At 73.9% G+C, this 16,167-nt stretch carries 8 protein-coding genes; 4 read left to right on the top strand and 4 right to left on the bottom strand.

The genetic code is table 11. The features are described 5' to 3' along the window. Window positions 1–2: 2 nt before the first annotated feature. The 3 genes from recD to recC are packed head-to-tail and all read right to left on the bottom strand — an operon-like array spanning window position 3 to window position 9,798. The gene (gene recD / locus LG388_RS05725; RefSeq protein WP_225781904.1) at window positions 3–2,243 is read right to left on the bottom strand and encodes an exodeoxyribonuclease V subunit alpha; all 2,241 of its coding nucleotides are present in this window, start codon (window positions 2,241–2,243) and stop codon (window positions 3–5) included. After that, window positions 2,240–6,145 carry a UvrD-helicase domain-containing protein gene (locus LG388_RS05730; protein WP_225781905.1) on the bottom strand — a complete coding sequence of 1,302 codons (3,906 nt, stop codon included), beginning with the start codon at window positions 6,143–6,145 and terminating at the stop codon, window positions 2,240–2,242. The genes recD and LG388_RS05730 overlap by 4 nt, the downstream gene beginning before the upstream one ends. Further along, window positions 6,142–9,798 (bottom strand): exodeoxyribonuclease V subunit gamma, encoded by a 3,657-nt coding sequence (recC, locus tag LG388_RS05735; RefSeq protein WP_225781906.1) that lies wholly within the window; start codon window positions 9,796–9,798, stop codon window positions 6,142–6,144. The genes LG388_RS05730 and recC overlap by 4 nt, the downstream gene beginning before the upstream one ends. 79 nt (window positions 9,799–9,877) lie before the next feature. On the opposite strand from recC, the gene LG388_RS05740 reads away from it, so the two are divergent. After that, window positions 9,878–10,957, top strand: coding sequence for a homocysteine S-methyltransferase family protein (locus LG388_RS05740; RefSeq protein WP_225781907.1), 1,080 nt, complete (start codon window positions 9,878–9,880; stop codon window positions 10,955–10,957). 107 nt (window positions 10,958–11,064) lie between these two features. After that, window positions 11,065–11,910: an SH3 domain-containing protein gene (locus LG388_RS05745; protein WP_225781908.1), complete on the top strand. Its 846-nt coding sequence runs from the start codon at window positions 11,065–11,067 to the stop codon at window positions 11,908–11,910. Between the two features lie 132 nt (window positions 11,911–12,042). Here LG388_RS05745 and LG388_RS05750 read toward each other — a convergent pair whose 3' ends face one another. Then, window positions 12,043–12,924, bottom strand: coding sequence for a LysR family transcriptional regulator (locus LG388_RS05750; RefSeq protein WP_225781909.1), 882 nt, complete (start codon window positions 12,922–12,924; stop codon window positions 12,043–12,045). A gap of 100 nt (window positions 12,925–13,024) precedes the next feature. Between LG388_RS05750 and LG388_RS05755 the strand changes: the two genes are divergently transcribed. Beyond that, entirely contained in the window at window positions 13,025–13,465 is a 441-nt protein-coding gene (locus LG388_RS05755; protein WP_225781910.1) for a PACE efflux transporter, read from the top strand. Between the two features lie 323 nt (window positions 13,466–13,788). After that, window positions 13,789–16,092: an ATP-dependent DNA helicase DinG gene (gene dinG / locus LG388_RS05760; RefSeq protein WP_225781911.1), complete on the top strand. Its 2,304-nt coding sequence runs from the start codon at window positions 13,789–13,791 to the stop codon at window positions 16,090–16,092. The last annotated feature ends 75 nt before the right edge of the window (window positions 16,093–16,167 follow it).

A 16,167-nucleotide genomic window follows, 5' to 3' on the forward strand; every position in this document is an offset into this window, starting at 1 on the left:
GCTCAGGCGTTCGGTTCGCCCGGCTGCGCCACCAAGCCGCTCGCCCGCATCACCCGCTGCGCCACGGCCTCGCCGAACACGCGGTCACCGTTCGGACCGGCGACCAGCGTGAACCATTCCTTGGCGCGCGTGATGCCGGTATAGACCAGCTCGCGCGTGAGCACCGGGTTGGCCGCATCGGGCAGCACCAGCGCGGTGTGGGCGAATTCGCTGCCTTGCGACTTGTGCACGGTCATGGCGAACACGGTCTCGACGGCCGGCAGCCGCGCGGGCAGCACCCAGCGCACGCCGCCGCTGCCGTCGGCCGCAGCGAAGGCCACGCGGCGCGCCAAGCCGGCATCGGCCTCGGGCCGGCCGGTGGAGGCGTCGAACCGGGCCGGCCGGTCCAGCACCAGGCCCACGTCGCCGTTCATCAGGCCCAGCGCATGGTCGTTGCGCGTGACCAGCACGGGCCGGCCCGCGAACCAGCCCTGCGTGCCGGCCAACCAGCCGGCCTCGCACAGCAGCTGGGCCACCGTGGCGTTCAGGCCGCTCACGCCCCAGGGGCCGTCGCGCAGCGCGGCCAGCAGCTGGAAGCGCCCCGCCGCGCGCAGCAGGCCGGCGGCCCAGGCGTCCCATCGGGCCTGCGGGGCATCGGCCGGCGGACGGGTCTCGCGCATCAGGCGCAGGTAGTGGGCCGCGCCGACGGGCTGGCGCGGGTCGGCGCCTTCGACGCTGGCGGGCACGTCGGCCAGGATCAGCTGGCGCAGCGCATCGCCCGGCGCGGCGGGCGTGGGCGCGGCGTTCAGGCGGCAGGTGCGCAGGTCCGCAAGGCCCTTGCGCAGCCAGGCACGCGCAGCGGCGGTGTCGCCCTCGTTCACGGCCCGCGCCAGCTGGCCGATGCCGCTGTCGGCCGTGAAGCGGTGGCTCACGCGCAGCATGGCGACGGCCTGGTCCAGCGGCCGGCCCTGTGCATCGCACAGGTCGGGCGGCGGCAACTGGCCGGTGGCGGCCTGCAGCCACTGCACCGTGCCGGCGTCGTAGTGGCCCGCCTCGGCGCGCGCGCACAGCTCGCCAAGCACGGCGCCCGCCTCCACCGAGGCGAGCTGGTCCTTGTCGCCCAGCAGCACCAGGCGCGCGCGCGGCGGCAGGGCCTGCAGCAGCGCCTGCATCATTTCCAGGTCCACCATCGAGGCTTCGTCGATCACCAGCACGTCCAGCGCGAGCGGGCGACCCGCGTGGTGGCGCAGCCGGCGGCTGTCGGGCCGGCTGCCGAGCAGGCGGTGCAGCGTGGTGGCCTGGTCGGGCACCTGCGCGCGCAGCTGCTCGCCATGCGGCAGGCGGTGCCAGGGCAAGCGGTCGAGCGCGCCCCGGATGGCGTCGGCCAGGCGTGCGGCGGCCTTGCCGGTGGGCGCGGCCAGCTCGATGCGCAGGGCGCGGCCCGCATCGCCGCCCGCGTCGTCCAGCGCCAGCGATTGCAGCAGCGCGAGCAGGCGCACCACAGTGGTGGTCTTGCCCGTGCCCGGCCCGCCCGTGACGATGGCAAAGCGCTGGCGCAGGGCCAGGGCACAGGCCATTTTTTGCCAGTCGGGTGCCGGGGCCTCGAACAGGGCATCCAGCACGGGACGGATGCGTTCGGCCGGCGCGACGGGGTCGGGCGCCAGGCGAGCGTCGATGTGCGCGCGCACCGAGCGCTCGTACTGCCAGTAGCGGCGCAGGTACAGGCGCGGGCCGTCCAACACGAGGGGCGTGGCGCCGGCCTCGGGGCGCTTGCCGTCGGCGCACAGCGGGCTGCTGCGCAGCGCGGTCTGCCACAGGTTCAGATCCAGCGCCCGCAACCAATGCTCCGGGTCGCGCGTGGCGCCCGCACGCGCGCCCTCGGGCGGCAGCGCCAGGCTCAGGCGCTGCTGCGCGAGCGCGGCGGGCAGGTCCAGGCATACATGGCCACGGCCCAGCTGGTGGCTGGCCAATGAAGCGGCCAGCAGCACGGGCACGCCGGCCTGCGGATCGAGCTGGCGCAGGAAGAGCGCGAAGCTGCGGTCCAGCTCGCGCAGCCAGCCCTGGGTGACCCAGGCGTCGAGGTCGGCGAGGAGCGCGTCCCCATCGCTCGACGCCCCGGGGGACGGCGCGGCGGCACGCGCTTCTCCGCGGAGGCTGGCGGGTGTGGAGGTCGACCGGGCCGAAGGGCGCGACGGGGCAGGTGCCGCCGCGGGAGCGGGCCGCGGCAGCTCGGGCAGGTCGCCGAACAGATCGATCTGGCTCATGCATCGGCTCCGGCATCGGCACCCGCAGGCACGCTGAACAGTGCATCCATCGCCTCGATGAGCGCGCGCGGCGGCCGCGTGGCGAACACGCCCTGCGTCGGCGCATCGGCCCCGCGCAGGAAGAGGTAGACGGCGCCGCCCACATGGCGCTCGTAGTCGTAGTCGGGCAGGCGCGTGGCCAGCAGGCGGTGCAGCGCGAACACGTACAGCAGCACCTGCACGTCGTAGCGGTGCGCGAGCAGCGCGCCTTCCAGCGCCTGGGCCGTGTAGGCCTGCGCGTCGGCGCCCAGCCAGTTGGACTTGTAGTCGGCCACCCAGTAGCGGCCTTCATGCTCGAACACCAGGTCGATGAAGCCCTTGAGCATGCCCGCGAGCTGCGTGGCAGCCAGCGCCGGGCGCGGTGCGCCGGCCAAGAGGTGGGCGTGGACCAGGGCGTCGATGCGCCGCGTGTCGGCCGCATGCACGGGCAGCCAGAACTCCATCTCGGTCTGGTACTGCGTGAGGTCGGCCAGCGCCACCGGCGCGGCATCGGGCACGGCCTGCGTGAGCGCGATGGGCATCTGCAGCCAGTGCGGCATCCATTCGCACAGCGGCTCGATCCAGGCCTGCCAGCCGCGCACGGCGCAGCGGCGCGCGATCAGGTCGCGCAGCGCCTGCGCGCCGGCTCCCGCCTGCACCACACGGGCGAAGCCGTTCAGCGCGCACCATTCGAAGAGGCCGTGCAGGAAGCTGCCGGGCTCCGAGCCCTTGGGGAAGGCATGCCAGCTGGCGGCCTCGGCCAGCACGGGCGCGGGCGAATCGGCCGCCAGCGCCGCGGCGCCTTCGGCATCGTCGGGCGCGGCGTCTTCGAGCACCTGTGCCTGGCGGGCCGTTTCGGGCTCCAGCGCCGGCGCCGGCGCGGCGTCGCGCGCGGGCCCGCCCGGCTCGGCTTCCAGCTGCTGCACCAGCGCCGAATAGCTCGCGATCCACCAGGGCGCATGGCCGCGGCGGCGCGGCAGGCGCGCGGCGACGGTCGGCGGCACCGGCGGCGCCTGCCAGCGCGCCGCATCGAGCGCCGGCGCCTCGCGCACGGCGATGGCGTCGCTGCACGCGACCAGGGCCTGCAGCGCGGCGCGGTAGTCGGCCAGCGTGCGCACGGGCTGCTGCGGCGACAGCACTTGGCCCAATGCGCCGCGCTCCAATTGGATGGACTTGGCCAGGCCGCTGGCCAGCGGCGCCACGCCCAGCCAGAGGCCGTGGCGGGCGCGCGTGAGGGCCACGTACAGCAGACGCATGTCCTCGGCCAACTGCTCCTCGCCCGCGCGCGCGGCGGCGGCGGCGTCCTTGCCGTCCAGCTCCAGCACGGGCGCGTCCAGCGCCTCGTCATGGAAGCCCACGGCCCGGCTGCTGTCCTTGCGCGACTCGCGCCAGCCCGCGATGAAGGGCAGCAGCACCAGCGGGTATTCCAGGCCCTTGGACTTGTGGATGGTCACCACCTGGATCAGCGCCGCGTCGCTTTCCAGGCGCAGCACGTCTTCCTCGCCCTCCGGGTCGGCCAGGCGCTCGGCGAAGGCGCGCAGGAGCGCGTGTTCACCGTCCAGCTCCACCGCGCGGCGCTGCAGCCATTCGGCGAGGTGCAGCACATTGGTCAGGCGGCGCTCGCCGCCTTCCTGCGCCAGCCAGCGGGCGGGCAGTTCGAAGTCGTGCAGCAGCTGGTGCAGCATGGGCAGCACGCCGCGGCGCTGCCACAGCGCATGCAGCTCGCGAAAGCGCAAGGCCACCGCCTCCCACGCGGCTTGGTCTTCGCGCAGGCGGTGCAGCTCGGCCAGCGGCAGGCCCAGCGTGCGCGTGGCCAGCGCGGTGCGCAGCAGGCCTTCGTCGGCCGGCTCGGTGCAGGCGCGCAGCCAGTGGCGCAGGTCGGCCGCTTCGGGCGTGCCGAAGACCGATTCGCGGTCGGACAAATAGACGCTGCGCAGCCCGCGCGCGGACAGCGCATCGCGGATGGCCTGCGCCTCGGTGCGGCTGCGCACCAGCACGGCGATGTCGGCCGGGCGCAGGGGCCTGAAAGGCTTGCCGTCTTCGACGAAACCCGTGCGGCCGTCGGCGGCGCCCGTGAGCCAGCGCACCACTTCGCTGGCCGCCACCTCGGCCTGCCAGGCGCGGTACAGGCCCATGCCGACGGTGTCGGCGCCCTCGCCTTCGGGCGCCTGCGACCACAGCGTGAGCGCGGGGGCCGGCTGACCGTCGATCTGCAGATGCTCCTTGCGGCCCTGGGCCTGCACGGGCACGAAGGGCACGGGGTCGTCACGGCCTTCCGGCCCCTCGGTGCGGAAGCGGAAGGCGCCGCGCGGGCCTTCTTCCGCACGCGTGAACAGCGCGTTGACGGCGCGCACCACGGCATCTGTGCTGCGGTAGTTGGTGCCCAGCGCATACATGCCCCCCAGGTCCGGGCTTCGCCCGGCCCGCCCCCCGAGGGGGTCAGGAGCGCTTGGGGCGGCCCGGCGCGCTCCTGGCCTGCCCGCCGTGTCGCGCCGCGCCCGCAGGTAGGTGCGGATGTCCGCGCCGCGGAAGGCGTAGATGGCCTGCTTGGGGTCGCCGATCATGATCAGCGCGGTGGCACGTTCATCTCCGGGTGCAGCCGCCTCCGCCGCCGCCCCCTCGTGCGCATAGATGCGCCGGAAGATGCGGTACTGCACCGGGTCGGTGTCCTGGAACTCGTCGATCAGCGCGACCGGGAACTGCGTGCGGATGCGCGCGGCCAGCGCCTCGCCGCCGCGGCGGTGCAGCGCGCGGTCCAGCTGCTGCAGCAGGTCGTCGAAGCCCAGTTCGGCGCGGCGCAGCTTTTCCTGCGCCAGCGCGGCAGCGATCTCGCGCGCGGCATGCGCGAGCAGGCGCGCGCGCAGCCCGTCATCGACGGTACCGGCCTGCGCGTCCTGCCAGGCGTCGATGGCCTGCAGCGCCGGGTGCTCGGGCAAGGCGGCGCCCTTCTTGAGCTTGGCGCCGCTGTGGCCGAAGCGCGCCATCTTGTCGGGCGCCTCGCCGCCCTCGCTCCAGGCGGCCAGCGCCTGCAGCCAGCCGTCGAAGGTGGCGTCGTCGTCCTTGCCGCGGTAGCTGTTGCCGTTGAGCTGCGGGCGGGCGGCCTGCCACAGCGCCTCCAGCGCGGCGCGGTCGGCGCGCCACAGCCGGCGCGCCGCCTGCTCCAGCTCTTCGGCGCGCGCCTGCGCGGCGCCCAGCGCCTGCAGCTCGGCCAGCGGATCGGGGCCGGTGTCCAGCGCCGCGCCCTGGTGGCGCAGCGCCGCGTCGGCGCGGCGCAGCAGTGGCTGCACGGCCTGCCAGAGTGCGTCGGGCGTCTTGAAGCAGCTCAGCAGCGCGCGGCTGGCCACGGCATCGAGCGGGTAGTAGTGGCGGCGCCAGTGGTCGTGCAGCACCTGCTGCTGCAGCGCGCGCAGGTCGGTCTGCAGTTCCTGGCGCAGCAGGCTGCCGCTGTCGAAGGCGTGTTCGCGCAGCATGCGCCAGCACCAGCCGTGGATGGTGGCGACGGCCGCCTCGTCCATCCACTGCGCGGCCACGCGCAGGCGGTGCGCGCAGGCGGCCCATTGCTCGGGCGGGTAGTCGGCGCGCAGCGCGAGCAGCAGCGGGTCGGGCTCCGTCGCCTCGTCGGCGAACACGCGTGCCGCCTGGTCCAGGCGCGCGCGGATGCGGTCGCGCAGCTCCTGCGTGGCGGCTTCGGTGAAGGTCACGACCAGGATCTCGGGCGGCGTGAGCGCGCGCGCGAACGCGGCCTCGCCGCCGTGCTGCAGCACCAGCCGCAGGTAGAGCAGCGCGATGGTGAAGGTCTTGCCCGTGCCGGCGCTGGCCTCGATCAGGCGCTGGCCGTGCAGCGGGAAGCGCAGGGGGTCCAGGGTCTGCACGTCGGCGCTCATTCCGGCTCCCCCTCGCCCACGTCCCCGGCTTGCGGCTTCGCACTCTCGATCGCGTCCCACAGCGGCCGGTACAGCTGCTGCACCCAATGGTCGAAGCCTTCGCCGGGCGCGGTCTGCGCCGCCTGCAGGCGGGCGAAGTCGGGGTACACGCGCGCCAGCGCCGTGCGCGTGCCCTCGCCGCTCATCTGGAAGTTGCCGTCGTAGGTCTGCGCCGTGCGGCGGCCACCGGCATCGTCTTCGATCAGCGCCATGAAGCCCGTGCGGCAGGCCAGCGGCAGCGGCTGGCGCATGCCCTCGGCCCAGCCCTGCACCAGGGCGGCGAGCGTGGCCTGCGCCGCGCGCGCGTCCATCGGCGCCAGGCGCACCAGGCCGGTCTCGCTGGCCAGCACGGTGCGCGTGGGGCCGGCCGCGATCTGCAGCGCCAGGTGCGCGGGCCAGTGGCGCACGATGTGCTGCCAACTCAGTTCCTGGCCGCGGTGCAGGCGGCCGTTGGCCAGCGCGATGTGGGCGGGGGTCGCGGTCTCGTCCCCGACATCGGCCGGCAGGTGCCGCGCCGGCAGCGCGTCTTCCACGCGCAGGCCGCTGGCGCTGTCGGCCCAGCGCAGCGCATGGGCCTGCGGCTCGGGCCGGGGCCACTGCACGCGCGCGTCCAGGTAGTGCTCCAGCGTGCGCCTCAGGGCGCGCGCCAGCTGCTGCGCGGCCAGCTCGCCGAAGGCCCGCAGCGGCAGCCGACCGGCGCGCAGCAGCGGCGCCAGGTGTTCGGCCAGCGCGGCATCGATCTGGGCGCGCGCGGCACGCGGCGAGGGCTGCGCATCGGCCCAGGGCTGCAGCGCGGCGCGCAGCTCGGCCTCCAGCTGCCAGTTCTGCAGGCCGTCGAGCGCGAAGACTTCGTCGTCCAGCGCTTCCTCGTCGTCGGCGTCGAAGCGCACCTGCAGGCGCTGCGCGAAGAAGGCCTCCACCGGCTGGGCCAGGAAGTCGGCCAGCTGGCGCAGCGACAGCGCGCGCTCGGGCTGGACCGGGGGCAGCGCGGCTTCTCCTGCCGCATGGGCGGGATCCTGCGCGCCGTGCGCGGCCTGCCATTCGCGGCCGTAGCTGTAGAAGCCGTCGAGCGCGGGCGCGGGCGGCGCGTCAGGCGCGAAGTAGCGCGGGCTGAAGGGCTGCAGCGGGTGTTCGGTGCTCAGCGCGGGCAGCAGCGCATCGGCCTTCTCCTCGTGGCCGGCCAGGCGCCAGCCAGCCGCCACATGGTCGCGCAGCTGGCCGATCAGCACGCTGGGCGCCCGCTCGCTGTGGTCGCGCACGTCGCGGCCGACCCAGCTGATGTAGAGCTGGTCGCGCGCCGACAGCAGCGCCTCGAGCAGCAGGTAGCGGTCGTCGTCGCGGCGCGAACGGTCGCCGGGGCGCCAGTCGCTTTGCATCAGGTCGAAATCGGCCCGCACCGCGGGGCGCGGAAACTCACCGTCGTTCATGCCCAGCAGGCAGACCACGCGAAAGGGGATCGCGCGCATGGGCATCAGGGTGCAGAAGCTCACGCCGCCGGTCATGAAACGCTGCTGCAGGCCGTGGCTTTCCAGCGCGGCCAGCCAGCGTTCGCGCACCACGGCCAAGGGCAATTCCTCTGAGAAGCCGGCGTCGCTGCATTCGTCCAGCCAGGCGTCCAGGCCCTGCTGCAGCTGCTGGATGCGCAACTGCTCGCGCGCTTCGGCGGGCGCGAAGAAAGTCGTGAGCAGCGCGCGCAGCCGCTCGGCCCAGCCGGCGGGCGCGGCGGGCGCGGCCAGTTGCTGCAGCGCGTCTTCCAGCGCGCGCAGCAGCGCGGCCAGCGGGCCGACGGCTGCGGCGTCCAGCCCGCCGACTTCGCCGTAGGGTTCGATGCCGTCGAAGCCGGTGCGCCCGCCTGCGCCCTCGCCCACCGCATAGCCCAGCAGCATGCGCGACAAGCCGAAGCGCCAGCTGTTCACCTCGCCCGCGGCGCCCAGGGCCTGCTGTTCGCGCTGGGCCGCATCCAGGCCCCAGCGCACGCCGGCGCCGGCGATCCAGCGGTTGAGCGTGGGCAGCGCCTCATCGGCCAGGCCGAAGCGCCGGCGCAACGCCCCCACCTCCAGCAGGTCCAGCACGTCGCTGGCCGTGAGGCGGCTGTCGGGCAGGCGCAGCAGCAGCTCCAGCGCCACCACCAAAGGCTCCTGCCCGCGCGGTCCCTGGTCGGCCACGGTGTAGGGAATGTGGCGCGCATCGCCGCGCGGCAGGCGGCCGAACACGGCCTCGATGTGCGGCGCATAGGCATCGACGGCGGGCAGCATCACGATCACGTCGCGCGGCTGCAGCGTGGGGTCGGCGTCGAAGCGCGCCAGCAGCTGATCGTGCAGCACCTCCACCTCGCGCTGCGCGGAATGCGTGCTGTGAAAGCGCAGCGACAGGTCTTTCGCGGGCACCACCGCCGGCCAAAGCGCGCGCGTCTCGGCCAGCGGGCGCAGGTTCAGGATGTCGTCCTGCAACTGCTGGAGCAGGCCGTGTGCCGGCGGCTCGTCCTCGCTGAACAGGTCGATGCGCCCCGCGCCCACCCCCTGCCAGGCGGCGCGGTAGCGCTCGGGCTCGTCAATGCTGTCGACCAGGTGCAGGTAGTCGCGCCCCTGCTTGCCCCAGGCCGCGAGCAGCGGATGCGCATGCTGGTGCAGCGCGGCCTCGTCGAGCAAGAGCGGCATGCCGGGCCGGCGCGCCTGGCGCTTGTAGGCGCCGCGCAGCAGGTCCTGGTCGGCCACGATGTCGGTCCAGTGGTGCCGGCAGGGGTTGTGCACGAAGAGCATCACCTGCACCTGGCCGGCCAGCGCGTGCAGCGCCTGCAGCGTCTGCGCCGGCAGCGCGGAGATGCCGAACACCACCACGCGGCGCGGCAGGCCGGGCGCGTACAGCGCCGGTTGCGCGGCCAGCGCATCGAGGAATCGCTGGTGCACGCCGGCCCGGCTGCCGGCCAGGCCTTCGGGCCCCACGTCGGCCAGCAGCGCGCGCCACAGCCGCGCCTGCCAGCACTGGTCCTCGGGCAGGTCGTGCGCGCCATGGCGCAGGGTCTGGATCCGGTCGCGGCCCTGCGCCCAGTCCTGCAGCCAGTCGGCGCGGTAGACCTGGTACTGGTCGAACAGGTCGGCCAGGCGCTGCGCGAGCTGGTGGCACTTGCGGGCCGCGAGGTCGTCGGGCCAGGCGGGCGGCGCGGCCGTGCGCCCATCGACCGCGATGCGCGTCCGGCCGTCTTCCAGGAAGCGCGCCAGCGGCTCGAAACCGGGCTGCGCCAGCAGCGCGGGCAGCAGGCGCATCAGGCGCCAGGTGAGCGGCGCCTCGTCGAGCGGCGAGCGCTCGGGCACCGAATCGCGCCCCAGCACGGCGCGGTAGGCACGCCAGAGGAACTGCGCCGGCAGCTGCAGCTCCATCGCCGCCGTGATGCCCAGCCCGCCGCCGGCCGGATCGCCCGGGTCCGCCGCCAGCGCCAGCTTGAGCCATTGCGCAATGCCGTTGCTCTGCACCAGCACCACCTCGTTCTCCAGCGGCGCCAGCGGATGCGCGCGCAGCCAGGCCACCAGCAGCGCGCGCAGGTCCTCGGGGCGGTTGCCGTGCAGGACCATGAGGCCGGGTTGGAGCGGGGAGGACAAAGCGGAAGAAAGGGTCATGCGCAAGGGTCGAGCCCGATGCTAGCGTGGCGCAACCCCACAGCCGACCGGGCAGCGTTCGCGTTTTTACAATCGCCGCATGTCCTTGCCCCCCTACACCCGCGCCCAGCAGCTGCCCGCCATCCTGGCCGAGCGCATCGCCATCCTCGACGGCGCCATGGGCACCATGATCCAGCGCTTCAAGCTCACCGAAGCGCAGTACCGCGGCGAAGGGATAAGGGGCCCCTTCGCCTCCCAGTTCGAGCGCTTCAAGGACTTCCGCAAGGACGTCAAGGGCAACAACGAGCTGCTGTCGCTGACGCGGCCCGACGTGATCTCGGACATCCACGAGCGCTACCTCGCGGCCGGCGCCGACCTGATCGAGACCAACACCTTCGGCGCCACCACCATCGCGCAGGAGGACTACGAGATGGCGCACCTGGCGCGCGAGATGAACCTCGAAAGCGCCCGGCTGGCCCGCGCCGCCTGCGACAAGTACAGCACGCCCGACAAGCCGCGCTTCGTCGCGGGCGCGCTGGGCCCCACGCCCAAGACTGCCAGCATCAGCCCCGACGTGAACGACCCCGGCGCGCGCAACATCGACTTCGAGACCCTGCGCCAGGCGTACTACGAGCAGACCCAGGCCCTGGTCGAGGGCGGGGCCGACGTGCTGCTGGTCGAGACCATCTTCGACACGCTCAACGCCAAGGCGGCGCTCTTCGCCATCGACGAATTCTTCGAGGCCAGCGGCGAGCGCCTGCCCATCCTGATCAGCGGCACCGTGACCGACGCCTCGGGCCGCATCCTGTCGGGCCAGACGGTGACGGCCTTCTGGCACAGCGTGCGCCATGCGCAGCCGCTGGCCATCGGCCTCAATTGCGCGCTGGGCGCGGCGCTGATGCGCCCCTACATCCAGGAGCTGAACCGCGTGGCGGGCGACACCTTCATCAGCTGCTACCCCAATGCCGGCTTGCCCAACCCGATGAGCGACACCGGCTTCGACGAGACGCCGGCCGACACCTCCCAGTTGCTGCACGAGTTCGCGGCCGAGGGGCTGGTCAACATCGTGGGCGGCTGCTGCGGCACCACGCCGGACCACATCGCAGCCATCGGCCAGGCCGTGGCGCCGCTGGCCCCGCGCGGCCTGCCGCAGGCGCGCTTCTACCGCGAGGCGGCCTGAGCCCGTGCCCCAGTGGCAGGCGATGAGCGCCCGCGCACGGCCGCTCGGCTGATTGACAGCCCCTGGGCCGGGCCTCACGCTGGCAGCGATTCCCCCAGGAGTTCGCCATGAACATCCGCTGCTGGTCACTGTTTCTCTTCCCCGGCCTGCGCAGCGCCTGGCTGCTGGCCGCGGCGCTGGTTTTCTGGCCCCTGGCTGCGCAGGCCGAGCCGGCCTTCACGCGGTCCGCGGTCAACCTGCGCGCCGGTCCGTCCACCGATTACCCCACCGTGGTGCGGCTGCGGCCGGGCCAGTCGCTGGACGTGGTGGGCTGCACCCCCGGGTATGGCTGGTGCGACGTGGTGCTGCCCGACGGCTTGCGCGGCTGGGTGGCGGCCAGCCTGCTGGACTACCCCTGGGGCGGATCGCCCGTGCCGCTGGCCCAGTACGGCGCCGCCATCGGCGTGCCGATCGTCGCGTTCTCGCTGGGCAGCTACTGGAGCGACCATTACCGCGACCGGCCCTGGTACCGCGAGCCGCGCTGGTGGGGCCACCGCCCGCCGCCCCCGCCCGTGGCCGGCTGGCGGCCGCCCCGCCACCGCCCATCGCCTGGCAGCCGCGGCCTCCACGGCCCGACTGGCGTCCGCCGCCTCCGCCCCAGCGACCGCCGGGCTGGCAAGGGCGACCGGACCGCCCACCCCAGTGGAACCGCCCGGATCGCCCACCCGGCTGGAGCGCCCGGACCGGCCCGACCGGCCGCCGGGCTGGCAACGACCGCCCGACCGGCCGCGCCCGCCCCAATGGAACGACGCCCCGCGTCCGCCCCGGCCCGACGGGCCGCGCCCCGCCCGCCCGGGTGGGAAGGCCGGCCGAACCCCAATGGAAGCGGCCCGCCGCCGCAGGGCCTGCCGCCGGGGCTGCCACGCGGCACGGTGGCGCCTCGCCCGCATGTGCCGCTGGGCGACCGGCCCTGACCCTGAGAAGGCACGGCTGCGCCCGCGTCCGTTCCGGCGCCCTGCCGCCGCGCCGGCGTCGCACGCATCGCCACGAGGAGGACGCCTGCGGCCAGGCCGCAGAGCCGCCTGCGGCCGCTCGCGAGCCTGAGATCAGCGCTCGGCGCTGAGCAAGGCCACGAAGCGCCGGGCCCCCAGCCCGCGCGGGCGCTCGTTGGACCAGACCACGTCCACGCACAGCGGCGTGGCGTTGTCCAGTTCACGCAGCGGCAAGAGGGCCAGCGCGCCCGCGTCCAGGCGCCATTGCACGATGCTGCGCGGCAGCCAGCCCCAGCCCAGGCCCGCCTCCAGCAGGCCGCAGGCGGCCTCGGGGCTGTCGGTGTGCCAGAGGTGGCGCCCGAACAGCACGCGCGGGTCCGCCACGCCGCCGTCGCGGCCCGCGATCACGATCTGCCGCGTGGCCGCCAGATGCGCTTCGCCCAGCGGGCCGGGATGGTGCATCAGCGCGTGACCGGGCGCGGCCACCGCCACCAGCGTTTCGCCGCCCACTTGCACGAAGCCCTCGCGCCCGTCGAGGGTGGGCCGCTCGAACACCAGCGCCAGCTGCGCCCGGCCGGTGTGCAGCAGGCCCAGCGCATCGGCCTGCGGGGCGACCAGCACCTCCACGTCCAGCAGCGGATATTCCTGCGCGAGCTGGGCCAGCGGCGCACTCCAGCGCGCGGACATCAGTTCCGGCGCGATGGCCAGGGTCAGCCGCTCCTCCAGCCCCTGGTGGAGCGAGAGCGCATGCGCATCCAGCGCACGCAGCTGCAGCGCGATCTGCCGGGCCTGCGGCTCCAGCGCCCGCGCGGCGGCTGTGGGGCGCGGCTCACGGCCCGTGCGGTCGAAAAGCACGAGGTCCAGTTCCGCCTCCAGGTGCGCGACCGCCATGCTCACAGCCGAGGGCACGCGGCCCAGCGCGCGCGCAGCGGCGGAAAAGGAGCCGTGGTCCAGCACGGCCAGGAACACATGGACGCTGTCGGTGGTGAAAGCCATGGCCGCCAATCTATCAGTCAAATTGAAATGAGTTGACTTTTTCTTTCAATCATGGAGTCATAAAGTCTGGCCATCGTTGTGACCGACCAGGTTGTTTTCCATGCAAGGCATCCGCCGCAAGATCGTCTATGTGAGCCTCTATGAGGGCTTCGCCATCCTTTTCGCCAGCATCGGCCTGGCCGCCCTGTCCGGCGCGGGCGCGGGCAAGTCCACGGCGCTGGCGGTGGCCTCGTCGGTGGTCGCCGTGGTCTGGAACCTGGTCTTCAACACCCTGTTCGAGGCCTGGGAGGCCCGGCAGCCCGTACGCGGCCGCTCGGTCAGGCGCCGCGTGGCACATGCCCTGGGTTTCGAAGGCGGCCTGGCCGCGATTCTGGTGCCGCTGTTCGCCTGGTGGCTGGGCATCAGCCTGTGGGAGGCGCTGCTCTTCGACGCCGCCCTGCTGATCTTCTTCCTCGTCTACACCTTCGTCTTCAACTGGTGCTTCGACCGCGTGTTCGGGCTGCCGGCCTCGGCCAGCACGCCGGCGGCGCAAGCCGCCTGAGCCTTCCACGCGCTGCGCCGAGCGCGCACCGGACTCCGCGAAGTTCGATCGCAGGAGGCCGATCTTTTTGGAGCCGACCGGGGATCCCGCTCGGAAGGAGCGGACCTCGCGAAGCGTGGGAAGCGTGGGGGCCCCACTCGCCGCCGCCGGGCCGCCCCAAGGCGGCGAGCGCCCCTCGGGGGGCAGCGGACCGCGCGAAGCGGGGGAGCGTGGGGCCTTGTCCCGCCGCCGCCGGGCCGCCCCGAGGCGGCGAGCGCCCCCTCGGGGGGCAGCGGACCTCGCAAAGCGAGGGGAGCGTGGGGGCCCACTTTTACACTCTCTCCATGTCTTCCGAGCAAAAGGCCGCATGGGCCGAAGCCGCCCTGCAGGCTTTTGACGAAGTGCTGCAGGCCGCACCCGGCCTGCGCAGCCGCCCGGGCCAGCGGCGCATGGCCGAGCAGGTGGCCCGGACCCTGGCGGGCGCCGACCTGGGCCAGCCGGAAGGCGCCGGGGATGAGGACGGCACCGCGGTGGACGGCCTCGAACCCAACCGCGCCATCGCCGTCATCCAGGCCGGCACCGGCGTGGGCAAATCGCTGGCCTATTGCGCCCCGGCCATCGCGCTGGCGCTGGCGCGCAACACGCGCGTCGTCATCTCCACCGCCACCGTGGCGCTGCAGGAACAGCTGGTGCACAAGGACCTGCCCGCACTGGCCGCGCAGATGGCACATCCCTTCCGCTTCGCGCTGGCCAAGGGCCGCGGTCGCTATGTGTGCCAGCAGAAGCTGGAGCGCCTGACCGGCCTGGCGGCCGACCCCGATGACGAAGCCGGCGAGGGAGAAGGCGGCGACGACGACCTGTTCGCCGACTGGGCCGACGCGCCCGCACGCCCCGCGCCGGCGCACGAGCAGGCGGCCCAGCGCGCCTACTACGGCGCCATCGCCCAGGCCCTGGCCAGCGGCGCCTGGGACGGCGACCGCGACACGCTGGACACCCCGCCCGCGCCGCAGGCCTGGATGCCGATGGCGGCCGATGCCGCCTCATGCAGCGGCAAACACTGCCCCGCCTACGCCCACTGCGTCTATTACGAACGCCGCAAGACGCTGGTGGGCGCGCAGGTCATCGTGGTCAACCACGACCTGCTGCTGGCCACCTTGGGCACGCGCCAGCTGCCCGAGCTGGACAACAGCCTGCTGATCCTGGACGAGGCGCACCACCTGCCCGGCATCGCGCTGGGCCAGTTCGGCTGCCGCATGGACCTGGGCGAGCATGCCTGGGTCGAGCGCCTGGCGCAGCGCGCCATGCGCGTGGGCGTGCGCATGGAAGTGGGCGAGGTGGCCGACATTCCCGCACACGCGATGCGCATGCGCGAGGCCCTGCAGGAAACCGAACGCCTGGTGATCGACCTGTACGGCGACCTGCTGCATGCCGACACGCCTCCTGATTCGAGTCGTCTTGCGGGCCGCGGCCCCACCCAGGCGCGCGTGCCCCAGGGCCGGCTGCCCGAGGAGCTGGCCGGGCCGCTGGGCCGCGTGGCGCACCATGCCGACGGCTTCGTCACCATCCTGAAAGCCATCGCCACCGCGCTGCGGGCCGAGATGCGCGACCAGCCCGCGCTGGCGCGCAAGCTGTCGGCCATGTACGCCAAGCTGGGCGCGCTCGCGCCGCGGCTGGAACAGACGCTGGACGCCGCGCGCCTGCTGCTGCGCGAACCCGAGCCGGGCACGGGCGCCGCGCCCACCGCCAAGTGGTTCACGCTGGAGCCGCGCGAGCAGGCGCCGCCGCTGATCCGCGCCCATGCGAGCCCTGTGCTGCCCGGCAGCCTGCTGCGCCAGCACCTGTGGTCGCGCGTGCGCGGCGCGGTGTTGACCTCGGCCACGCTCACCAGTTGCGGGCGCTTCGACTTCTTCCTGAGCGAAAGCGGCCTGTACGGCGACGAAGCCGCCACCACGCTGGAAGTGCCCAGTCCCTTCGACTATGCGGCGCAGGGCCGGCTGCTGGCCGCCGAGACCGGCGCGGATCCGCGCGACAGCGGCGCCTACGTCGCCCAGCTGGGCCGCGCGCTGGCGCAGGACCTGGCCGAGGTGCGGCATGGCGCGCTGGTGCTCTTCACCTCGCGCGAGCAGATGCGCCAAGCCACGCTGGCCCTGCCCGCCGCGCTGGCGCCCAGCGTGCTGCTGCAGACCGCCCTGCCCCGCCAGCAGTTGCTGGCCACGCACCGCGCGCGCGTGGCCGAGGGTCTGCCCTCCATCATCTTCGGCATGCAGTCCTTCGGCGAAGGGCTGGACCTGCCCGGCAAGCTGTGCGAGAGCGTGTTCATCGCCAAGCTGCCCTTCGCCTCGCCCGACGAACCCGTGAGCCAGGCGCGCGCCGAATGGCTGCGCACGCAGGGGCGCGACCCGTTCACCGAACTGGTGGTGCCGGCCACAGCCATCCGCCTGGCCCAATGGGTGGGCCGCGCCATCCGCAGCGAGGACGACCGCGCCCGCGTGTACTGCTACGACCGCCGGCTGCTGCGCACCCCTTACGGCCAGCGGCTGCTGCAGGGGCTGCCGCCCTTTGCGCTGACGCGGGTGCAACTGCCGGACGAGCGGCCCACCGCACCACGGCCCGCCGACGCCGCGCAGGCAGCGCTCGGCCATGTCTGACCGCAATAACGCGTATGGGGCGCAGCGAATTGCCGCCCTGGAGGGTGCCCCCTAGAGTCGCCGCAGAACCACTAG

This window comes from Xenophilus sp. Marseille-Q4582, assembly GCF_916700565.1.
Lineage (GTDB): Bacteria > Pseudomonadota > Gammaproteobacteria > Burkholderiales > Burkholderiaceae_C > Xenophilus.